Below are 21,470 nucleotides of genomic sequence, written 5' to 3'. Positions count from 1 at the left end.
CTTACCCCCAAATAACTTTAACTGAATATACCAAGCAGCCAACCAACCAAACAATAGTAGCTACTTGCAAAAATAAACGCAGACCAAACGATTTAATATAGTCCATCCACAAGTCACGAATACCAACCCATGCATGCAGGAACAAAGCAATAAAGCTCACCTGAGTAAACAATTTCACCCAAGTTTGGTCAAAAAATGCCTGCCATGCGGCATATTCTTTTGGCAATGCCAATAAGAATGCAATCAGCACAACAGTATAAATCAGCATGATGACAGCAGTTGCACGCTGCATCGCCCAATCTCTCAAACCGTAGTGGGCACCGGTTAATTTACGATCTACCATAACAAGGCTCCAATCACTACAGTCAATACCAAAGCAGCAACAAACACCAGTTTCGCCGTATTGCGGGCTGTGTTCAATTCCAAACCTTTATGCGCGTCCAACAACAGGAAGCGGATGCCGGCCAAGCTGTGATGCAGATACGCCCACAACAAGCCAATCAACGCCAACTTCACCAGCGGATTGGAAACAAAGGCACGATAGGCTTCAAAATCTGACTGTTGGCTTAATGTGCCTGACAGTAAGTAAAGCAATACCGGCAGAGCAATAAACAAAACAACACCGCTAATACGGTGCAAAATAGAAACAATCCCCGGTATCGGTAAGCGGATATTAGGGATTTCTAGAAAGACAGGACGTGGTTTGGCGGACATGGTCTGTTCCTCTGAATTTATTTTCTTCTCAAAATCGGGTAGCGCAAAACTACAATGAATTACACTTGCTATAATTTACATGGTTTATCGCCATTTGAACAGCCCAATTTGTAAACAATCTAATAAATTTTTACAAAAATGAGACAAAATAATTTTATCGTATTTCTTTTTGACTACTCCTTTCGCCTGATAATTGATAATATCAACCTAAACTGCTATCCCGCAAAAAAACATTCAACTTATCTGAATTTATTCACCTGGCTGCGCTTGTAAAACTCCCATTCGCTCATGATCAATCGACATTATTTTGATATTAATTAAGTACGGTAATCATTTAATCCTGCTTTAGCATTTCATTATTTTGCTGCTTATCATAAAACTGCATTGAGTTGACGTATCTTAATCATCCAATCTCTTATACTTCTTATAATTTCCCGTTCCAATGTTTTTCATCAAATCAAACAAGAAGAATGGCCAAGCAACACATATCATGACAACGATTAAAAGGGCTTTTCTATGAATGCTATGAACGATTCAAACTCAGCTTCCCCTGAAAACTATATTCCAAAATTCAGACGCAAAAAACTCAATGAACCCGGCTTTCTACGCAAGCTTGGGCGCTTTGCGGGCAGATTGGGCGCACCGGTAGTCCGCCAGCTTTATGCATTGTATTTTTTGTGGAAATCACCGCACACGCCCAAACAGGCAAAAATGATTATCGTAGGTGCATTAGTGTATTTTTTCAGCCCAATTGATGCCATTCCCGATTTATTGGGACCCTTGGGATTCACCGATGATATTGCCGTAATCACATTGGTTTACAGCCAAATGAAAGCCTATCTGACCGAAGATATTCGTGAACAAGCCCGCATTGCCACCGCTAAGATTTTAGGTAAAAAATAAACAGCAAAAAAAAGGCCGTCTGAAATTCAGACGGCCTTTTTATTTTAAATCACATTATTGCAACGGAGACATATTCATCACTTCCATCAGGAAATTGGTAAATGCCGGATTACTTGGTTTGCTGTTCATGCTCTTCCAACGTTGCTGCCAACCGCGCAAAGCGTTTTGGATATACAACTTGGATTGTTGAGTAGTGATTTCACCACGTTGGCTATCCACGGCAGAACGCAGATAAACTTCATACATGCTGTCGTCAACAGAGTTGCGACCCACCAATTGAATACGATAGCGGTTTAAGTATTGGGCAGCTTGAACCTTAGTCATCTTTCCTTGGCTGACCTGATAACTCAAGCGTGTCGCTTCGTCACGGATTTTGGAAACATCTGACCAGTGGCTAGAAGCCAAACGGAAACCGGCAGCCGGCTTCTCAGTTACTTGGACATTAGTCGGACGCACCGGCACTTCTTTTAAGGTTGGCACGTAGATAGATTGACAACCGGCAAGTGCCGCCAATGTAAATAAGAGGGGGATATATTTTTTCATGTGGGTCATTATAATCAGATTCGTCGAATAGTCCAAATGATGGTCGCACTGATACATGATCAAGTTTGCTCAATTACAACATATTTCGAATAAGTCGTCATCATGTGGAAAATGAAACACAACAAAAAAGGCCGTCTGAAACGGCCTCTTCAATAACCAATATTATGCCAAAAACCAATATTATGCCAAATCGGCAAATAATGGCGTAGAAAGATAACGCTCGCCATAAGAAGGAATCAATACCACAATCAATTTGCCTTCGTTTTCAGGGCGCTTCGCCAATTGCAATGCACTCCAAACGGCTGCACCGGAAGAAATACCCACCAAGATACCCTCTTTTTCCGCCATCGCACGAGCAGTCTCGAATGCAGCTTCATTTGGCGCCTGGATGATTTCATCGTAAATAGAAGTATTCAATACACTCGGTACGAAACCGGCGCCAATACCTTGAATCGGGTGTGGACCTTTCTCACCACCGCTCAATACCGGCGATGCCTCCGGCTCTACCGCAACAATTTTGACATCGGGTTTGTGTTGTTTCAATACTTCTCCCACACCCGTTACTGTGCCGCCAGTACCGACACCAGCCACAAAAATATCTACTTTACCATCGGTATCACGCCAAACTTCTTCGGCAGTGGTTTCACGGTGGATTTGCGGATTGGCCTCATTGTCAAATTGACGCGGCATGAAGTAAGTGCTTGGATTTTCGTCAACCAAAGATTGTGCTTTGGCAATCGCGCCACCCATGCCTTCTGCAGCCGGTGTCAAAATCAATTCGGCACCAAATGCACGCAACAACATTTTGCGCTCTTTACTCATGCTCTCCGGCATAGTGATGGCCAGTTTATAGCCGCGGGCAGCACATACCATTGCCAAACCGATACCGGTATTACCGCTGGTTGCTTCAACAATCACGGTATTTTTGTTGATTTTACCGGCCTTTTCCGCCTGCTCAATCATCGCTTCTGCAATACGGTCTTTTACGCTGCTGCCCGGGTTGAAGAATTCCAACTTCACAGCAACGTCGGCTTTTAAACCTTCGGTCAAACGGTTTAATTTCACCAACGGGGTATTGCCGATTAGTTCGGTAATGCTGTTTGCAATTTTCATGTTCTGCTCCTGAATAAAGATAATACAGCCTGCATGTTAATCTGAGGCCGTCTGAAAAACCAATATTTAATATTTCTTACTTTATAACTTTTTGTTTAAAAACGCCCTACCATGATGATGGATAAAATTACCGCCACCTGAACAATCAACAACATCAAAAAACCGCTTTGCAATTGCCGGCTGCTGAATAAGCTGGCCGATTGATTCATAATTTTAGCGCGGTGCACATAAAATACTGCCATTAAAACCAATTGCAATACAAACCAATAGCTTGGTTCCAGAGCATAAAAAACCAACAATGCCGGCATGGAAAAAACAGAAGTGCCTTCTGGATAATGATACCAAACCATACCTGCCAGCAAAATAAACACCGAAGTCATCAACGCATTACTGACTGCAAACAAGCTTAACAAGGGATGCGCTTCATCAGCCTGCCAAAATTGGCCGTCGGGCGTTTTTAGCCAATGATTTAAAAAGAAAAAAATACTGCCTACCGTTAAATAAAAATGCGGAATAAACAAAGGCCCGATATGGGTGATGCCCCAAGCACCCGGTATCAATTCGGCACCTAAAAAGCCCACAGCCAGCCATGTGATTACTGCCGCCCAAAACCATTGGAATTTCTCAGCTTTGAAAATCAGCCCCAAGAAAAATACGGCATAAATCACGGCCGCCCATAAATCAAAATGAAAAACCATCTTAATATTGCAACTCGCCTTCAAACACCGTCTCAGCAGGGCCGGTCATCATCACATCATCACCATTCTGCCAACTGATAAACAATTCCCCACCGGGCAATCTCACTTTAACAGGCACACCGCTATCCAGTAAACCTAACTGCACACCGGCCACAACTGCCGCGCAAGCACCTGTACCGCATGCCTGCGTTTCGCCCGCACCACGCTCATAAACACGCAACCGAATCGATTGTCGATCTACAATCTGCATAAAACCAACATTCACGCGTTCCGGAAATTGATTGTGCGATTCGATGGCTTCGCCCCAACGCTCGACCGGTGCATTCTGCGTGTCCTCAACCACAATGATTGCGTGCGGATTACCCATATTGACGCAGCTCACCGAAATCGATTCCAGACCCACCAACACAATATGCGTTAAAGCATCATCTGCTTCATTGCTCACCGGTACAAACGGAATTTCAGACGGCATAAATTTCGGTTTGCCCATATTTACTGTGATCAAACCGTTATCCAGTAATTTCGGCACAATCACACCACCGGCGGTTTCTACCAATATTTCCTGCTTGTCGGTTAAGCCTTTATCCACGACAAACCGCACGAAACAACGCGCACCGTTACCGCATTGCTCTACTTCTCTGCCATCTGCATTAAAGATTCGGTAACGAAAATCCACCGCTTCGGATGATGGCTTTTCCACCACCAAAAGCTGGTCAAAACCCACTCCGCGAAAACGGTCAGACCATTGCGCCAAAGGCGCTTCTTTTGGATCAAACTGCTGCTCAATGCCGTTAACCACCATAAAATCATTGCCTAAGCCGTGCATTTTTGTAAATTTTAAAGTTTTCATCATTACTTCCTAACCGTTATCTGCCTGAAGGTATTATTCAGCCAGCAGACAGACTTACTATATGACTTAAATATAAATATAAATATATAAAGCGTCATGCTCGTCAAATTAAACTATTTCAACTGCTAAATACTAAAATTATTTTGGTTCAAAATACCATCGGAACACATTCTACCTTAGTTCAGCTCAATTTTTACGTCCTACCACTTCTAGCTATGACAACATTGAAGCGAAATAACACAGCATCTTGATTACATTTTGTAAGAATCATCTAAAAATATTTCATCACAACCCCAATATTGTGCACGAAAAACAACACTCCTAACAATCGGTGCAAAAATACGACAAACGGTATTTTTAAGGAAATAAACGGTATTTTTAAATTTTAAAGCATCAGCATCTTTCACCCCTTAACGTTTTATCCAAAACAAATATATGATTTTTAAATAATTAATTTGTCATATTTTTTTAAAGCCGCTTGAATATAAAATAAATTTCAAAATTAAAATGTCAACAATTAGAATAATAACTACTAAAAAATAAACCGCTTATCGAAATTTTTGCTCATTTATCGCTTGTCATTTATCCACAAACATTGCAAAATGCATACATCGAAACACGGAACACAACAATATGTTCCGACAAAACAAAATTTTTATAAATTAAAAAATTACACATTAACAAAATTACGACAAACGTTTAACTCATAAGGACAATATCATGAACATCCGCCAAACTTTAACCGCTTTAGTTGCTTTCACCCTTTTAGCCGGTTCACAAACCGTCATGGCAAGCAATGTTGCTTTCTATCAAAAAGTCTCTGAAGCCACTACACCGATTACCGGCAAGGTAGCCATGCGATTGACTATTGGTGCAGACGGCGATGTTCATAATGTACGCGTGGTTCGCAGCAGCGGCTCAAGCAGCATCGACAACAGCGCTGTTCAATGGATGGAAGCGCAGACCATGTCACCTGTATTGATCAACGGCATTGCTCAAGAATTCAGTGTTGTGAAAGAAATCAAATTTTCAGAAGGCAAAAATATTCAACAAGCCAGCTTGAAATAAACTATTACATCTCCTTGTTTACCCCGAGCGCCAACAAGCACTTTCCCAAGAAAGCGCTTGTTGGCGTTTTCGTTTCCAAAAACCAACAAAACATCTGCTAATTTTTGATTTTTACCTAGCATAACGAAAATCAGCAAAAGAAACGGTATACTCATAACCGTCAGTTTTAATGAAGAAATTTCCAAAGGAAAACAATGAAAAAAATTCTGTCAGCCGCACTCGCCATTGCCGCCTTAAGCGCCTGCTCGGTAGGCACACCCGGCATGTCTGTGGGCTTGGGCGTAGGTACCCGATTGGGCAGCCATGTCGGCTTGGGCACTTCTTTGAATATCCCTGTTCGCTTGGATCAAACCAAAATCGGTTCCAACACCGACCAAAGCAAAAACAGTGGCGTGAATATCATTGACGAACAAATCGTGACTTATTTTGACACACACGGCAATGCTTCTAATAATGCGGTGAAAGGCGGTTTTTACCGTCAATTGTTAAGCAAGCGCAATAACGAATATGTGGTGCAAGATTTTTACAGCGACAACAGCATCAAGCGCACCGACCCTTACACCATCAACCGTGACCAATTAATGCAATTTCGCGCGACACCGGCCAATGGCTCGCTGACGACTTATGCTTACAACGGCAACGTTATGCAGCAGCAAGTTTTCCAAAACGGCAAATTGGTTAGCGCAAAATACTGATTACTGCAAAATACACAGCTTACGCAAATCATGATGACGCCTAGCTTTCAGACCGCTTAATAACATAACCTTGCCATCGAATGCTACAGATAAAATAAATTTTCTTAGCTTTCAATTATTTGTAATATTGCTACGAGTTTATTACCTTTTATCGGTTGACACATTTTTTGCAGACGCTATAATACGCTCCATTCCCCGATAGCTCAGTCGGTAGAGCGACGGACTGTTAATCCGCAGGTCCCTGGTTCGAGCCCAGGTCGGGGAGCCAAATTAAAAAGCTTGAACATATGTTCAGGCTTTTATTCTTTTGTGTTTTCTAAAAATCAATGCCGTCTGAAAAGGTTCAGACGGCATTGATTTTTATTGCGTACTTACTTGCTTCATCCACGCAAATAATTCGTCTAAATCATAATCTCCACTGTGCGGCACTCCCCAAGGCAAAGCATAATCAACTTTTGCGCCATTGTTTTGCAGCTTGGCCGCCAATACGGCAGACACCGCTAATGAAGTGTCGCGGTCATTGGTACCGACGCGGATGCGCCAGTTTTTCGGCATTTTCGCGTTGGCGTCGCCCACATAATTCAACGGATTCATCATTTTAATGTCTTTTGCGGCAGCCATGGTTGCGCCTTTTACGGTGCTGTTGGTCATGGCAAATGCGGTGAAATGCTGTTTGTCGGTATCGGCATTGCCGAACAATTGGTTTTCACCGGTCGATAAATCCACGCCGTCAAATGCAGGCGGCGTTTTCTGACGGCCTGCGGTTTTTGCATATTGGACAAAATCAACCGCCGTTACCTTACCGTTGCTCACCGCCAACCAAGCGGCTTCCACTTCTTTGCCGGCATCTAATTGTTTCTGTGCCGATTGCGCCAAAAATACGGTCACGAAATCTTTAAAGCTGCCGTTGCCATGTTGATCCAAAGTCAATGCACGGCCTTTCGCATCTTTCAGGTTCAAGCTGTTGATGTAGGCGGGGTACATGGGTTTGAGTCTATCCGACAAGTTTTTTTGCGCTTCGGTGAGCGTGCCCGGCACCAATTCGCGCTTGACGTTGTAATCGAGCATGGTTACGCTCATTTTTTTGTAATCGTTGACACCGTTGAACTGCCATTCATAAGCCATGTCGGCGTGTTCCAAATCGGTAACCGGACAATATGCGGAAACGGCAAAAATATCATCGCGCGCATTCGCTGCGCCCAAGGCTTTCAGATGCGCTTCATAATCCGGATGGTTGCCGCTTGCGCCCAATAATGAAGAAAGCGCACCACCCGCACTGGTGCCGTTGGAAATAATTTTTTCAGCATTTCCCGGCATCACTTTATCATTGGCTTTCAAGTAACGTACTGCCGCTTTTAAATCGACAATTGCTGCCGGAGCTTTACCGTTGGCAGAAGTTCGGCCGCGCGCACCTGCCAAAGCCACCACATAGCCTTTCGATAAGGCCACCGCTGCCGCATTCGGTGATTGCACCGCATTTTCAGCTATTGACCCGTACGGGCTTTTCAATTCAGGCTTCGCCGGTTTGGCAGGCATATAGCCACCAATTTGATTGGGAAAGAAAATCGGTGCTGTCTCTGCTGTAAAGCCGTCAATGCTGCCATTTTGATAATATTGCTCCGGCACATAAATATTCATCACTTCATACTCGGCATCGATCAGATTTTTGACGTACACAATGCCCTCATAAGCACGGAATCTAATCGTTTCGCCATTTACCACCATGCTTTGCTCGGTGTATGGCTGTTTGGAAAAATCCAAGTCATGGTTCACCTTACCTGATACGGCCGCACAAGCACCCAAGCCTATGGCCACGGCAACCGTCAATAATGTTTTATTTACTGCATTCATGCTGATAACCTTAATCATTCAATGAACGATTTCAATTATGCGCCCAACTTTGGTTTATTCGGGTTAAGAAGCAGAAAAAACCGCGCTATAATAGTGCTTTTCAGACGACCTCACTCATGACTTCCCTCCCCTTGCAAAGCTACACCGTATATCGTGCCGATACACACGGCCTGCATAAAGAACAAGACGTGCTGGCCGAAGAAACCGCCGTTGCCCTGGTCTATAACGGCATTACCCATGTGGTCTTGATGGCCACGCCGCAAAATTTGGAAACCTTGGCCTTAGGATTCAGCTTGAGCGAAGGCATTTTGACCACAGCTTCCGAACTGTACGACATCGAAGTCAACGAAGCCTGCGACGGCATTGAAGTTCATCTCGACATCGCTTCCGCACGTTTTCAAGTTTTAAAAGAACGCCGCCGCAACATGACCGGCCGCACCGGCTGCGGTTTGTGCGGCATTGACAGCTTAGCCGCGGTCAAACCGCAATTGCCGCAAGTACCACGCGGTCAAGCCTTGACCATCACCGACATTCAGACGGTCTTAGCCGATTTCGATAACCATCAACCCTTACGGCAATCCGTAGGCTCCGTGCACGGCGTTGCTTGGGTGCAAAACGGCCGTATTTCAGCCACGTTTGAAGATGTCGGCAGACATAATGCCTTAGATAAACTAATCGGCCACGGCACGCAACAAGCTTACGATTGGCAGCACGGCTTCGCGCTGATTTCCAGCCGCGCCAGTTACGAAATGGTCGCCAAAGCCGCCGCCATAGGCATAGGCAGCATCGTCGCCGTATCCGCCCCAACCGCGCTGGCAGTGCGCTTGGCCGAACAAGCCCGTATGACCTTAATCGGTTTCGCCCGCCCGCATAAGTTTACCGTTTATACCCATCCGCAATATATTGTGAAATAAATATTCAAATCCGCTTGACACATATTTTTTCAGACCGACTGTTGATGAATAGGCCGTCTGAAACACACCACAAGGAAAATACATGAAAACCACCACCATCAAGCCAGTTGAAGAAATCCAAAAAGGCTTGTTCCACACTCCTTTCTGGCTGGCACCGGAAAAAGAAATTTTTACCGAACGTGCGGTGCGTTTCAAGGAATTGGCGCAGGCAGACAAAAGCAAATGGAATCTTTACCTGTCACTGCTTGCCACCGTTTGCGAAGCGCAACAAACTGTGATGGCGCGCCATGATTTAACCCTAAACCAATTGGGAGAAAGCGCAACCGTTTTGCCGGCAGCCTTGAGTGGCAATGTGCCGTCTGAATTTTTTGAAGTCTTTGGCGACATTCTGAAAGAAGTGAACGGCAAAATCACCGCCACCGCCGCCATCGAAGTGAGCAAGTTGAAAGCCTTGAGCCAAGCACAAGCCGAAGCCTTGGCCAAGCGCGTATTGACCCAAACCACCGAAGACCAAGACCGATCGGCCGAAATCTGGGCGCAAGCCGCGCTGCAAGTAATTTGGACAGCATGGACATTGCAACTGACCGAAGACCATGTCCGCCCAACCGAAGACCGCACCATCTGCCCTTGCTGCGGCACCGAACCGGTCGGCAGCGTGGTGTTGATCAAAGGCGATTTAAACGGTTTGCGCTACATGCATTGTCCCTTGTGCAACAGCCGCTGGAACGTACTGCGCGCCAAATGCCCGACTTGCGGCGATGCAGGCAATATGCGCATTCAGCACATCGATGAAAAAAGCACCCCGGAATTGGCGCCGGTATATCAAGGTGCGCATGCCGAAAGCTGTAAATCCTGCCACAGCTACCGCAAACTTTACCGGCTCGACAAACAGCAATATGCCGACCCTGTAGCCGATGACTTGGCCTCACTGGGCTTGGACATTGTGGTCGGCGAAGCAGGTTTCGACCGCGCCGGCGGCAATCCTTTTTTATTGTTAGATTAATTCCGTCATTCTGTTATTAATACAAAAAGCCGTCTGAAAATAAATTTTCAGACGGCTTTTATATTCACATCCAAGCCAATCACTTCTTAACGTTAACGCGGTACCGGTTCACACTTGGTTTGGAATTTATTGTTTTTATCATCGTAGGTCAGGGTTGTAACACCGTCTACAATGCGCAATTCTGTCGCATTGCCAAAGAAACCGGCATTATTTTGGAAACGCTCACCTTGGCCTGCAGGCGCTTTTTGCAATACCGCACTCGGATTGCCCGCCACGTTCAGAGCAGTCACTTTCACACGATCCGCACCGCCTTTAGTCGTACCGGAAACACGGATTTTTGCACCATTGTCACACACAAAATCATGCTCCGCCTCAACCTGTTGCGGATGCACCGAGTTACACGCAGCCAAAATCGCCGCAACCGGCAAAACTGCTAATAAATGAGCTACTTTCATATCCATCTCCTATCGTATTAAATTATTAATATTAATAAATTCATTTCACCAGACTACAATTTCATATTAGCAAAACTAATTTGAGATAGCAAACCGGTTTGGTTAAAAATACCCTATTTATCCTTTAAAAAAACAGACACAAGTAGCAAAACACCATTTTCTTTACTTATTTTTTATAAGAAAAAGAAATAGTTAAAATGATAGCGTAAAAAAACATTAGTTTATTTAAGATAATCTGATATTAATTATTGTGCGTAACTAAAGCAATAAATCATACTAGCACATAGATGATAAAAACAAAGCCTCAGATGCAACAAAACCGCTTTATAATTAAAAGCGGTTTTTACTTAAACCATAGTGACGGAATGCGTTAGATTGCGACGGAGAGACCCTGATTTTTAATTCAAATATATGATTTTAAATAACTAAATTTATTCAATATTTAAAAATACCGTAAAAAATACCGTAAATTTGCACAAGTCACCCATTTTTCGCCCTGTTTTTTGCTTACCGGCGCAAATCAGATTTAGGCCGCCTGCATCATTTTTCAGACGGCCTAACCTATCGGCTGAAACAGCCCCATCCACCCCAAATTAAAAATAAGCGTATATAGGTGCTAAAAAACAGCGGGAACAGCGGGAACGCGGGAACATTTGACTTAAATAATTGATTTTTGGTAACAAAATGTTCCCGCTCCCTTTTTGGCCAGCGGGAACACTTTCCGCCAAAACCGCCCTATTTACTATCTATCCCAATGATTTAAAACAATAAATATCGAAAATACACCAGCGGGAACAGCGGGAACATTTTCAGCCGGTCAGCCTGTTTCCCTGCCCCAAATACCCTAGAAACACAAAAAAGCCGCCTGAATTTTCAGACGGCCTTTGCTTGGCCGGTGTTATTTCGGCTCGGGCGGCTCAATGCCGATCAGTACATAATGCGCCCCATACCCACGCTTTTTGTAGGTAAAGCGGTTTTCTTTTTCGTTGCGCTTTAACCAGTTTGCATCATATAACACGCGGCAAACCTTATTCCGGTCAAAGCTGCCGCATATTTCGTCAATAAACACGGCGGGAATAATCCAATACTCGTCAGCTTCTTTCTGCCCGCCCCGCTTAATCCAGCCTGCGTGGTTGCGGTCGGTGCTGCCGCCTATGGTGCTGTTCCAATCGGTAAATCTCACGCTCTGCCCGAACCGCTGCATAAAGTCGCTTGTCTGCTCTTTGATTTTTTCATCTTCATACTTGCCTGTTCCGTTGGTTGCTAACCATTCGTCAAAGCATTGTTTCACACCGGCCATGCCCACACCGGCGGGCAAGCCGGTAACAGGGGCGGCCATCTCCAGGGCGGCGGCAACCAATGCAAAGCGGCGGGCAAAGCGGCGGGCTTGGCCTGAAAGCTCGGGCAACGTTGCCGTAAATGCGGCGATGCGCTCTTTGACGGCGGCGGGTGCGGTTTGGTCTGTCAGGCGGATAAATGCGCGTCCTGCGTGGCCGTGGTGCTGCTCTGCTGCTTCCTGCAAATGCTCCGACAATAACGCGCCATCGGTAAAGCCGTGCAGCGTGTCATAAATGCCGTATTGTGCGGCGGCTCGGATATTGGGCAAGCGGGTTGCCTGCCCTGCGTTCCAGTCGTTATCTGCTTTCAGAATGCTGCTCGGTGTTTTTTCGCCGGTGGAAAGCATCAACACACGCCAGCGGGTCAAAGCCCGATTGCCGCCGTCTTTTGCGCCCTGTGCTTTGTTTACACCGTTCATCAGGCTATACACGGTATTGCCGATTACTTTGGGGGCGGCTTGGCTGATTTCGTCCAACACCAGCAAGCCGTCATTGCGGGCGGCGGCGGTGTTGTTAAACGCTAAGGCCGTTCCCTGCCATGTCATGATACTTTCAGACGGCCTGCTCCATACGCTCAAGGCAACACGCGCGGCGGTGGTCTTGCCGTCCGATGAATCGCCATACAGATGAAAACCGCCCGATTCTTCGCCCAATAACGACAACAGCGGCGCGGCTAAGGCGGTGCCAAGGGCAAGGCATAGGCGGCTGTTACCGGCTGCATAACGGGCTATCTGCTGCTGCCATGCTTCCAGCGTTCCCGCCGGTGTGTAGGCTGCTGCTTGGCTGGTGTCGCCATTGTAGATAATGCGCGGGGCTTCCTTGCCGTGGTGGATTGCTTCGCCATTGGGTAACAGATAAACGCCGCCATGCCAGCCTGCGCGGTCGGTAATGGTATATGGCCGGTTGCTGCCGTGGTTTTGCAGATAATCGGCCAAACGTTCACGCTTCACGCGCCCGCTTAAGATGGTAATGCCGTATTGCTGTAATTGCCGCCAGCCTGCATTGCTGCCTATATCGGCCTGCGGTATAGCCGCCTGCTTGGTTTGGCGGGTCAGGCGGTCGCGCCATTCGATAATGCGGTAATGGCTGCCCTGTTCGTCTATGCCCCGCCCGATTAGCTCAATCGGATCGGCCAGCAATAACGGCGGCTGCTCGCGGGAATTACCGTCTTTATCGTGGGTAATGCCGATGTACTGTACGCCATTACTGCTTACTTCGTAGCGGGGTTTCAATTGATAGCTTTCGCCGTTCATGCTGTCCACGCCCTCGAACAGTTTAATAAAATCGGGTTTTCTGCCGGTCTGCTTGTCTTTCTCTGCGGTGTCTGTCATTATTCAATCTCCGTTAAATGCTTTTTCCGTGTGCAAAGGCCGTCTGAAAATCAGGCGGCTTTTGCTTTGCCGTCAATCGTTGATACCGCCTGCTGCTTCCGCTGCCCGCATGGCGTTCAATTCATCCAGCGCATCGGTATCGGGCGTGTCGCTTTTCCAAATAAACACGTCTAAGCCCGCCTGTTTTGCCCGCCGTGCCAGCTTGCCGGCCGCTTCCAATCCTGCTGCGTCATGGTCGGCGTAAATGCCCAATGCCTGCAATTCAGACGGCCATTTGAATGATTTCAGGCCGCCGGTGCTTAAACAGGCCGATACCGGCCAGCCGGTCAATTCATGTGCGGCTAAAGCGGTTTCTATGCCCTCACACACCATCAAAGCATTGCTTACCGGCTGAAACAGCCGCACGGCATGGCCTGATAACCAGCTCACTCCCTCGAATCTCACTTGCATTTTTTTGGCCGGTAATTGCGCCCCTGTTTCGGGGTGGTGCAAATTCAGTTTGGTGTAGCTCTGCGTATGGCCGCCGCCGTCGCCCTGCGGTTTGGTGTAGCAGCGTTTCAGGTAGGTAATGTGCAGGCCTGCCAATGTGCCGTCTGTTTCGGTAATGGCGGCAATCATGGCGGGAAAGCGGCCTATTTCTTTCCAGCCTTCCAAACATTCCGCCCAATAGGGCAAGGCGGCGTGATAACGCAATGCTTCGGGGTATGGCTCGGCAATGGACAGCCCCCTGCCTTGCAGATAACCGCAAACAGGGTCGCCATCGGTCAACGGTGCGGCCTGTTCCCATATCGCGGCCAGTTTATTCAGGCGGTCTTTGGGCGGTGTTTTCGGGGGTGGGAGCGGTACCGCACGCGGCGCGGCGGCTGGTGTCTGCTCTGCCATGCCCAATACACCGGCAACGGCTAACGCTGCTTCATGGAATGAATAACCGAAGTAGTGCATCAGCAAGTCAAAGCCGTCGCCCGCGCCGTTTTTGTAGTGGGTGCAGATAAAGCCGCCGTTACCGCCCTTATCGTCAAAGCGGTAGCGGTCTGTTCCGCCGCAAGCAGGGCATGGCTGGTGTTTGTTGGTCAGGCTTTCAGACGGCAAGCCAAGTGCGGTTAAAATGCCGTGCCAGTTACCGGCGGCGCATTGTCGGATTTCGTGATAATCAAGGCGGCTCATTGCGCTGCTCCTTTCGGTATCGGCTCATAAACCACGGCTGCCATCGGATCGGCGGTATAGACTTGCTCCCATGCGGCGGGCGGCTCTGCTGCCATCGGTTCGGCGGTGGCGGGCTTGGTGCAGGCGTAAACCGTCATGACAACGGCGGCGGCCAAAGCGGTGCGGATAGCGTATTTCATGGCGGTTATCCTTTCAGCCGCGTTGCTCGGCGGCAAAGGCCAAATCATCGGCCAAATCGCTCAACATGGTTCGGCTTTCGCCCAATAGCAGGGTTTGGGTCAGGCCGTGGTAAAAGTCAGCTCCCTGCAATTCCAAGTTCTCTTGCGGTATTGAGTTCATTACTATGCCCATACCGTGCTGAATATCGGCAAGATGGTTTTCCGCGCCCTTCATCAATTCGGTTAAGATTTCCGTCTCCTGCTTGCTCAATTGGCGGATTTGCGGCTCGGCCAGTTTGAACAGGTTGTCCAACAAGCTGCAAAGACAGGTATAGCCTGCGGTGGCGTTGATGGTTTTAGGGGCGTTGGTGGTGTTGGTTTTCATGATATTTGCTCACTTTCCGGCGGTGCTTTGCTTTTGTCATGACTGATATAAATCAATCACTTACAGAAACACACGCTCAATTAAAGATGTAGTTCCCCCTGCTGTAACGCATATCAGCAATAGCAAGGGCGGTTATCGGGGGTTAGTTTGGCATGTGGCCGTCTGAAAGCTGCCAGCCGTAACGACTGCAAAACAAACGCGCGGCCAGTAATGCGCTCTCACGCGTGTCAGCAACGGCAATACGCTGCCATCGCTGATTGTCGGGGCGCATGATTTCAACCGTATAGCTGGTGTGTGGTTGGTCGGTATCCCATGTGTCGCGGTAAACACGATAAGCGGCGGTGTGATTCATGGTTACACCTCGCCTGAAACGATACGGCAAACACACCAGCGGCGGCCGGTCTGAATGATGTTGAAACGGTAATTGAGTTTGTGGCGTTGCAGGCGGCCGATATGGCGGCCTGCTTCGGCCAGCGTGTCAAAACTGCGGATTTTTTGAGAAATAATCGGGCGCGTGAATGCGCTGCGGATAGGCTTTGCAGCCTGTGTTTGATGGTTTTGCATTGAAATGCTCTCTTTCTGTTTGGCTTAATCAAGCCGCTGCAACTTCTCACGGTTGCGGGGCGGCAAGCAAAGGGCAAAGGGTGAGAAACTGGCAAACAGAACCAGCAAGGCATAGCCTTACTCTGCCCCCGCTTACCATTGAAAGAGATAACGCAAGGGGGTAATGCAAGCGTAAAAATCCCGCTCAAATTCATTGAGAATAAGGCGGCTGCTTGCCTGTTTGTGTCAGCTTCTCACGGCTGAATCTGCTATTGAACAGATGGCCGTATTATTGCCCGATTGCTTTCAGCTTTGCAAGCGGTAAATGCCTGCCAAGATTTAACGGGCTGATTAAGCGGTGTTTTTTGTTGGCGTGTGGCCGTCTGAATTTTCCGACATCTTGGGCGGTTTCCTCGCGCGCGCACGCGCGTACTTGGCGGAAAATTCAAATCAGGCGGCCTAATGCATGAAAATATTTTCGGTTAGCACACAATCTAAGCTGTCGAGCCGGTTGTCAGGCTAAATCCGCTTGGATTTTGACTCCCCCCCCCCCCGCCCCCTAATGCCGTCTGAAAATCCCGTTATCGGGTTATTTTCTTGATTGAGACGATGGTTAAAACCGCCCAATACAGCTTGTCGTCATCATTACCCGTTACCGCATGAATATCGGCAAGGGTAACGGTGTTTAAATCACTCACGGCCATATCAATGACTTTATCCAACTCTTCTTTGCTCAACGGTGATACAAGGGGCGGTTCGATTTTGCGGCTATGTACTTCCGCTTCCGCTTTGATTTCCGCCCTATCCACAATCAAGCCCAAAATCTTAGCCTTGCCCATTGTGGCCGATACTGCCGCGCCCGATTGCGGTGTCGGTGTACTTAACGCCGCCTGCCGCGCCTGTTCCAGCTCTGAAATAACATCATCAACGATCACACAATGCCGTGCCTTATGCTCTGCTTTCAGGCCGTCCGCCATCGCGGAAATATCGGGGGATTGCAACAGCTTGTAGGCTTCATTGGTAACGGTTTCGGGCTTCATGTTTTCCGCGTCATATGCCTGCCGGTATGCTTTGCTTGCATTGCCTGTTTCAACATACAGACGGGCAAACTGTTCTTGCTTGGGTGTCATACCGCTGCCCCTTTCTCTGCCGCCAGCGTGTAAATGCCGCGCTTTACCGTTTTGCCGTGCTTGTTTTCATGCTCTTGCATGGTGCAGACAATCGGATAGCCTGCCGCCCGCAATTCGCTGATACGCGCTGGGAAGCCCATAATGCCCATTTGCGCGGCTTGATAGTGGGTAATGCTGCGGCCGCCCTGCAACACGGCCAGTATTTCGCCGCATTGAGATGTAGGGCTGAAACGGTTATCATGGCGGGCGTGGTTAAGGCCGTCTGAAACGCTGGTGTTGGTGCCGGTGTTTGGGCGGCTGTTTTTTTGTTCCATGCTTCCCCCCTTTATGCCCGATTGTTGGCGGCCAAATTGCCGATATAGTCGCTGATTTCGCTTTCCAGCCATGCGGTGCTGTTTTCCCCTACTTTAATCGGGCGGGGCAAATCGGCACGGTGATGGCGGCTTTTAGGGTTATTCCAGTTCCACCATGTGGAAACAGAAACGCCAAACAGGGCGGCGCATTCTTTAGCTCGGATAAGTTTATTTGTTTGCATTGGATAGATTCCTATCGGGTTGAGATAGGGGCATTGTGCAAAATAAAATAGGGTGTCAGGCAATATATGACATATTGCCATGACACCCTGTCATAACTGATTTTATTAGGTTTTATCTTCCGGCAAACCTAATATTCTGGCTACTTCATCCGGCCTTCTACTAGAATTAGATAGATTTGCCTTTTCTTTAAAAGTAAGGGCAACATTTTTCTTTAGTGGCTGCTCCCCTGTCTTATACTTATATTCATTTGAATGGTGCAATAAAGTTTGGATTAGGGCGGCAAATTCAGGGGCGTATTGCCGATGCCTTCGAATTATCTCAAACTCTGAGTTAAGATTGTTTTCTGATTCCTGTACCTTTTTTTCAAGTTCTATTTTTAGTACTTCGGTTAGCTTGCGGTATTTCTCAATTTCCAATTTAAGATTTTGGTTTTCTTCTTTCAATTCCTCAATTTCATCTTTTGATTTCAAAATAGTACGAAGTTCTCGAATCGCTTTTTTATTGTTTTCTTTAGTAGAATCGTTACGATATTTAGACTTTATTATTGATAAATCCATCTCCTCTTTTTTGATTTTTGATAGTACTCCATCAATATCGGGCAAATTAATCAAATCTGTATTTTGATTAGCAGATTCCAACTTAAAAATTTCTTCTACCCATTTTTTAAAAAATTCCTTTTTCCAATATAAATTAAAAGGCTGTCTATAACCAGAAAGCATATCCTCGTTATCAAGACTGTTGCAAATGGCAACGTGACGAATGAAATTTCTTGTATCTGCTGAATAAAAATTACCCTCTTCATCTATTGATGCTGGGCTAATCCAATTACCAAACTCATCGTATTGGTTGTCTACACAATAAAAAGTTTCATCCAATCTTTTGCCATAAGTAATTTCAGCGGTGCTTTCATCAAATCTATTTCTGATTAAAAATTTAGCTATTGCTGAATAGTCTGTGCTATCGTCGATATAGGCTAAGTACTTGATTGCATCTGCTGCTAGTAAATAATCATCTGTCTGTTTCTTATTGGAAGTGGTAATAATACCCATCTAAAACTCTCCCTAAAGCCCCCTAAAATCAAAATCAAAGCCACACCGGCAAGGCTAGGGAATGCCCTGTTTTCGCCGTTGGTAGCTAATCGCGGGCTAGGTGTGGCGGTAAACATTTCAGACGGCCTCAAACGGGTTGCACAATCTGATGCCCATCGGCTCAAAATCCTTTGTATTGCGCGTTGCCAAGGTCAGGCCGTATTGCCTTGCGGTGGCCGCTATCCATGCGTCGTTTTCGGGGCTGCGGTCGGGTATGTGCAGCTTGGCGCAAACGGCGGCGGTGGTTTCGTCTATCGGCAATACGCGGCCTGAAAGCAGGGCGGCGGTCATGCTGTCGAACCATGCCCGCAATGCGCGGCCTTGCTGTGGGTCTTTGCGTTCCATGCCCAAAATGCCCCGTTCCAGTTCCATCATGACTACTGCGCTGGTGTAGAAGCTGTTGCTGTCCTGCTCTGCCAGCCATGCGGTAAGGTTTGGATCGGCGTGGCCGCTTTTCACTTTCCGCATTTCGCTGATAATGTTGGTGTCCAACAGATACACGGCTCAATCCCCCATGCTCAAATCAACCGGCTGTCTTTGCGCACGGCTGCGTGCCGGTACTTCAAAACCAACGCCTGCGGTATCGGGGCTGTCCAACGAAAGCAACACGTCTAACGCGCTTTGCGGGCGGGCTGCCATTTTCTGATAGTCGGCATAGGTCATAAATACGTAAACGGGCTTGCTGCGGTTGGTCACGACAACGGGCGCGGTTTGCACGTCTCTGTATGCTTTGCTTTTGTGTTGGCTAAATTCTCGGGCTGTCATGGTTTTCATGCGCTGTCCCCCTGTTTTCGAATATGTTTGATATGTCGCTACATTGTAGCACGGGATTAGACGCGGCTGCACGCTATTGAACAGGCATGATATAGGGTCGATATGTTTAGAAATGTTGAACTTCAGACGGCCAAAAGTAAGCCGGTGTATGTTTAGAAATGTTGAACCGGCAACCGGCCAAACACCCAATGCAAGACGGCCTGAAAATCCGCCCTGTCAGAAATGGCTCAAATTTGCGATTTAACGGCATTTATCTCAAAAGACATGCAAAAAGAGGTATTTCCAAACCAAAAAATGCGCTCTGTGATGAAATTTACCGCCCTGCTGTCGATTTTCTGAATATCCAGCCATCACACCAACAATCCAATCAGCAACCAAAGCGGGAAAACTGAAAATGTTCCCGTTGCGTTCCCGCTCTGTTCCCGCTGATAGAATATAGTTAATTATAAAAATATGTATATATATTATATAGTTATGTATTAGTGTTCCCGCGTTCCCGCTGTTCCCGCTACTTTTCTCGCGCGCGTATGGTGTTTTTCTCAAGGCAATAAAAAACACCAGCCGGTTAAACTGGTGTGTTTTCAGACGGCCTTTGCTCCCCGCCTGCTTCAAGCATGGCCAGTGCTTCCCGATAATTGCTGCGCAATAAGTCGCTATACCATTGCATAAACTCGGTACGTTCGGCCATATAGTCGGCGCGGTTGTAGGCTGCTCTGATTCGGTTTTCTTCAATGTGGGCTAACTGCCGCTCGATGGCATCAGGGTTGTAGCCCTGTTCGTTTAATACACTGCTGGCGAGGCTTCTGAAACCGTGTGGCGTGGCAATGCCGTAATAGCCCATGCTGTTGATGATTTTGCCTGCCGTATTTTCGCTGATATAGCCATCTGCGGCGGTGCGGCTGGGGAACAGATAGGGGGTATCCCCTGTTTGGCCGTGCAGCTCGTTTAACAGCTCAATCGCCCAATCAGATAAGGGGATTATATGCTCACGCGGCCGCTTCATGCGCTGGGCTGGGATAGTCCATATCTTGCGCTCAAAGTCGATTTCCTGCCATTGGCCGCCGCGTATCTCTTTATTGCGGGCAAAACAAAGCATAATCAGCATAATACAAATACGGTTTGACGGCTTGCAGTCTGCCAGTATCAAACGGCGGTAAAACTCGGTCAGCTCTTCACGCGGCAAGGCGGGCATAGGGCGTGTTTCAGACGGCTTGATATAGCCTTGCAGCAAGGCGGCGGGGTTGCGGTCGGTTAATTCTTCAAAGCCCGCATAGGTAAATACCGCGCCTATCCATTGCCTGATTTTCTCGGCGGTTTCTGATACACCCCGCTCGGTCACTTTATCCAATACGGCCTTTATCTCTTTCTTGCCGATTTCGTTTACCGGCATTTCGCCAATAACGGGGAAAACATCAGTTTCAAAATACCGCCAAACACGGGCGGCATGATTGGGCTTCCAGCCTTTGCGCATGATGTTCTTTTCGTGCCATGCCTTGGTAACGTGGGCGAAGGTATTGAGTAAGGCCGCCCTACGCTCTTGCTTGGCCTGCTGCTTCATGGCGGCGGGGTCTTGGCCTTGGGCAATCATACGGCGGGCATTCTCGGCTGCTTCTCGGGCTTCCACTAAAGAGATTTCGGGGTATTTGCCGATTGATAGGGTTTTACGTTTTCCATGAATGGCAAAATCAAGCCGCCATAACTTACCGCCGCTGGTGTTGATATACAAATATAAGCCGCGCCCATCATTCAGCTTGTAGGCTTTATCAGCGGGTTTTGCATTCTTTATTTGTCGGTCATTTAAGGGCATTTTACGGTACTTTTTTAAAGGCATTTTTCTACTACCGTATAAAATACCGTAAATTTATGGTTTATTCAATTAGACGGCATTAGATGATATTGGACACCAAGCAAGCATTGAATCAGCCTGAAAGCCTTGCTGGTATTGAATTTGGTCGATTGCGTTAGATTGCATTAGACAAAAAAATACCCCTAAAAAGGGGTTGGGTGGTGCGGACGGAGAGACTCGAACTCTCACACCTCGAGGCGCCAGAACCTAAATCTGGTGCGTCTACCAATTTCGCCACGTCCGCAAACCAAGTAGCGAATTATACACACAATCAACAAGCATGCAAATCCTATTCTGTCTTGAAAAAAGGCATAATCAACACCATATCGGAATAAATTAACTATTTTAATAGCCGAGACCTTTGCAAAAAC

Annotated in this window: 26 protein-coding genes and 2 tRNA genes; 6 read left to right on the top strand and 22 right to left on the bottom strand. The window is 47.2% G+C overall.

The genetic code is table 11. The features are described 5' to 3' along the window. Position 1: 1 nt before the first annotated feature. Together sdhD and sdhC are read right to left on the bottom strand one after the other, a co-directional pair. Entirely contained in the window at positions 2–343 is a 342-nt protein-coding gene (sdhD, locus tag ACFPVS_RS06845; RefSeq protein WP_096295572.1) for a succinate dehydrogenase, hydrophobic membrane anchor protein, read from the bottom strand. After that, the gene (gene sdhC, locus ACFPVS_RS06840; protein ID WP_096295573.1) at positions 337–714 is read right to left on the bottom strand and encodes a succinate dehydrogenase, cytochrome b556 subunit; all 378 of its coding nucleotides are present in this window, start codon (positions 712–714) and stop codon (positions 337–339) included. Before sdhC ends, sdhD begins: the two co-directional genes overlap by 7 nt. Before the next feature lie 525 nt (positions 715–1,239). On the opposite strand from sdhC, the gene ACFPVS_RS06835 reads away from it, so the two are divergent. Then, a complete protein-coding gene (locus ACFPVS_RS06835) occupies positions 1,240–1,617 on the top strand; it encodes a YkvA family protein (protein WP_123804432.1) in 378 nt (125 codons plus the stop codon). A gap of 54 nt (positions 1,618–1,671) precedes the next feature. Here ACFPVS_RS06835 and ACFPVS_RS06830 read toward each other — a convergent pair whose 3' ends face one another. The 4 genes from ACFPVS_RS06830 to dapF all read right to left on the bottom strand — a co-directional run bounded on the left by ACFPVS_RS06830 (position 1,672) and on the right by dapF (position 4,821). After that, positions 1,672–2,169: a lipoprotein gene (locus ACFPVS_RS06830; protein ID WP_095502149.1), complete on the bottom strand. Its 498-nt coding sequence runs from the start codon at positions 2,167–2,169 to the stop codon at positions 1,672–1,674. A gap of 171 nt (positions 2,170–2,340) precedes the next feature. Next, positions 2,341–3,273, bottom strand: a complete 933-nt coding sequence (gene cysK / locus ACFPVS_RS06825) for a cysteine synthase A (protein WP_096295575.1) — start codon at positions 3,271–3,273, stop codon at positions 2,341–2,343. A 95-nt stretch (positions 3,274–3,368) separates the two neighbouring features. After that, positions 3,369–3,971, bottom strand: a complete 603-nt coding sequence (locus ACFPVS_RS06820) for a hypothetical protein (protein WP_096295576.1) — start codon at positions 3,969–3,971, stop codon at positions 3,369–3,371. 1 nt (position 3,972) lies between these two features. Then, on the bottom strand, positions 3,973–4,821 hold the full coding sequence (dapF, locus tag ACFPVS_RS06815; protein WP_096295577.1) for a diaminopimelate epimerase: 849 nt from the start codon (positions 4,819–4,821) through the stop codon (positions 3,973–3,975). A 720-nt stretch (positions 4,822–5,541) separates the two neighbouring features. Here dapF and ACFPVS_RS06810 point away from each other — a divergent pair. From ACFPVS_RS06810 to ACFPVS_RS06800, 3 genes are all read left to right on the top strand, one after another. After that, positions 5,542–5,889, top strand: a complete 348-nt coding sequence (locus tag ACFPVS_RS06810) for a TonB family protein (RefSeq protein WP_096295578.1) — start codon at positions 5,542–5,544, stop codon at positions 5,887–5,889. Positions 5,890–6,083: 194 nt separating this feature from the next. After that, a complete protein-coding gene (locus tag ACFPVS_RS06805) occupies positions 6,084–6,584 on the top strand; it encodes a lipoprotein (protein ID WP_096295579.1) in 501 nt (166 codons plus the stop codon). A 192-nt stretch (positions 6,585–6,776) separates the two neighbouring features. Next, positions 6,777–6,852 (top strand) — tRNA-Asn (locus tag ACFPVS_RS06800). Between the two features lie 92 nt (positions 6,853–6,944). Here the strand turns inward: ACFPVS_RS06800 and ACFPVS_RS06795 are convergent. Beyond that, complete coding sequence (locus tag ACFPVS_RS06795) at positions 6,945–8,435, bottom strand: subtype B tannase (RefSeq protein ID WP_096296152.1); 1,491 nt, start codon at positions 8,433–8,435, stop codon at positions 6,945–6,947. Positions 8,436–8,551: 116 nt separating this feature from the next. Here ACFPVS_RS06795 and fdhD point away from each other — a divergent pair, with 116 nt between their 5' ends. Beyond that, positions 8,552–9,349 carry a formate dehydrogenase accessory sulfurtransferase FdhD gene (fdhD, locus tag ACFPVS_RS06790; protein ID WP_123804410.1) on the top strand — a complete coding sequence of 266 codons (798 nt, stop codon included), beginning with the start codon at positions 8,552–8,554 and terminating at the stop codon, positions 9,347–9,349. Between the two features lie 82 nt (positions 9,350–9,431). Further along, positions 9,432–10,352, top strand: a complete 921-nt coding sequence (locus ACFPVS_RS06785) for a formate dehydrogenase accessory protein FdhE (protein ID WP_096295580.1) — start codon at positions 9,432–9,434, stop codon at positions 10,350–10,352. A gap of 92 nt (positions 10,353–10,444) precedes the next feature. Here ACFPVS_RS06785 and ACFPVS_RS06780 read toward each other — a convergent pair whose 3' ends face one another. The 15 genes from ACFPVS_RS06780 to ACFPVS_RS06710 all read right to left on the bottom strand — a co-directional run bounded on the left by ACFPVS_RS06780 (position 10,445) and on the right by ACFPVS_RS06710 (position 21,343). After that, positions 10,445–10,807, bottom strand: coding sequence for a hypothetical protein (locus ACFPVS_RS06780; protein ID WP_096295581.1), 363 nt, complete (start codon positions 10,805–10,807; stop codon positions 10,445–10,447). 898 nt (positions 10,808–11,705) lie between these two features. Beyond that, entirely contained in the window at positions 11,706–13,475 is a 1,770-nt protein-coding gene (locus ACFPVS_RS06775; RefSeq protein WP_332457914.1) for a DUF927 domain-containing protein, read from the bottom strand. A gap of 72 nt (positions 13,476–13,547) precedes the next feature. Continuing rightward, positions 13,548–14,639, bottom strand: coding sequence for a DUF7146 domain-containing protein (locus ACFPVS_RS06770; RefSeq protein ID WP_096295582.1), 1,092 nt, complete (start codon positions 14,637–14,639; stop codon positions 13,548–13,550). Continuing rightward, complete coding sequence (locus ACFPVS_RS06765; protein ID WP_096295583.1) at positions 14,636–14,818, bottom strand: hypothetical protein; 183 nt, start codon at positions 14,816–14,818, stop codon at positions 14,636–14,638. Before ACFPVS_RS06765 ends, ACFPVS_RS06770 begins: the two co-directional genes overlap by 4 nt. 13 nt (positions 14,819–14,831) lie before the next feature. Continuing rightward, on the bottom strand, positions 14,832–15,182 hold the full coding sequence (locus ACFPVS_RS06760; RefSeq protein ID WP_096295584.1) for a hypothetical protein: 351 nt from the start codon (positions 15,180–15,182) through the stop codon (positions 14,832–14,834). A gap of 142 nt (positions 15,183–15,324) precedes the next feature. After that, positions 15,325–15,534, bottom strand: coding sequence for a hypothetical protein (locus tag ACFPVS_RS06755; protein WP_096295585.1), 210 nt, complete (start codon positions 15,532–15,534; stop codon positions 15,325–15,327). Between the two features lie 2 nt (positions 15,535–15,536). Then, complete coding sequence (locus tag ACFPVS_RS06750) at positions 15,537–15,746, bottom strand: hypothetical protein (RefSeq protein ID WP_096295586.1); 210 nt, start codon at positions 15,744–15,746, stop codon at positions 15,537–15,539. Positions 15,747–16,306: 560 nt separating this feature from the next. Beyond that, positions 16,307–16,855 carry a terminase small subunit gene (locus ACFPVS_RS06745; protein ID WP_096295587.1) on the bottom strand — a complete coding sequence of 183 codons (549 nt, stop codon included), beginning with the start codon at positions 16,853–16,855 and terminating at the stop codon, positions 16,307–16,309. After that, positions 16,852–17,169, bottom strand: a complete 318-nt coding sequence (locus tag ACFPVS_RS06740; RefSeq protein ID WP_096295588.1) for a helix-turn-helix domain-containing protein — start codon at positions 17,167–17,169, stop codon at positions 16,852–16,854. Before ACFPVS_RS06740 ends, ACFPVS_RS06745 begins: the two co-directional genes overlap by 4 nt. An 11-nt stretch (positions 17,170–17,180) precedes the next feature. Further along, the gene (locus ACFPVS_RS06735; protein ID WP_096295589.1) at positions 17,181–17,390 is read right to left on the bottom strand and encodes a helix-turn-helix transcriptional regulator; all 210 of its coding nucleotides are present in this window, start codon (positions 17,388–17,390) and stop codon (positions 17,181–17,183) included. Between the two features lie 105 nt (positions 17,391–17,495). Beyond that, positions 17,496–18,440 carry a hypothetical protein gene (locus tag ACFPVS_RS06730; RefSeq protein WP_096295590.1) on the bottom strand — a complete coding sequence of 315 codons (945 nt, stop codon included), beginning with the start codon at positions 18,438–18,440 and terminating at the stop codon, positions 17,496–17,498. A 117-nt stretch (positions 18,441–18,557) separates the two neighbouring features. After that, positions 18,558–18,980, bottom strand: a complete 423-nt coding sequence (locus tag ACFPVS_RS06725) for a type II toxin-antitoxin system VapC family toxin (RefSeq protein ID WP_096295591.1) — start codon at positions 18,978–18,980, stop codon at positions 18,558–18,560. Between the two features lie 3 nt (positions 18,981–18,983). Beyond that, the gene (locus tag ACFPVS_RS06720) at positions 18,984–19,253 is read right to left on the bottom strand and encodes a type II toxin-antitoxin system Phd/YefM family antitoxin (protein ID WP_378595523.1); all 270 of its coding nucleotides are present in this window, start codon (positions 19,251–19,253) and stop codon (positions 18,984–18,986) included. Positions 19,254–19,818: 565 nt separating this feature from the next. Further along, positions 19,819–21,060 (bottom strand): tyrosine-type recombinase/integrase, encoded by a 1,242-nt coding sequence (locus ACFPVS_RS06715; RefSeq protein WP_096296154.1) that lies wholly within the window; start codon positions 21,058–21,060, stop codon positions 19,819–19,821. Between the two features lie 198 nt (positions 21,061–21,258). Next, a tRNA-Leu gene (locus ACFPVS_RS06710) sits at positions 21,259–21,343 on the bottom strand. Between the last annotated feature and the right edge of the window lie 127 nt (positions 21,344–21,470).

It is taken from the genome of Neisseria weixii, from assembly GCF_042658245.1.
GTDB lineage: Bacteria > Pseudomonadota > Gammaproteobacteria > Burkholderiales > Neisseriaceae > Neisseria > Neisseria weixii.
Note: the sequence above shows the minus strand (reverse complement) of the source record. Positions and strands in the feature narration are given on the sequence as shown.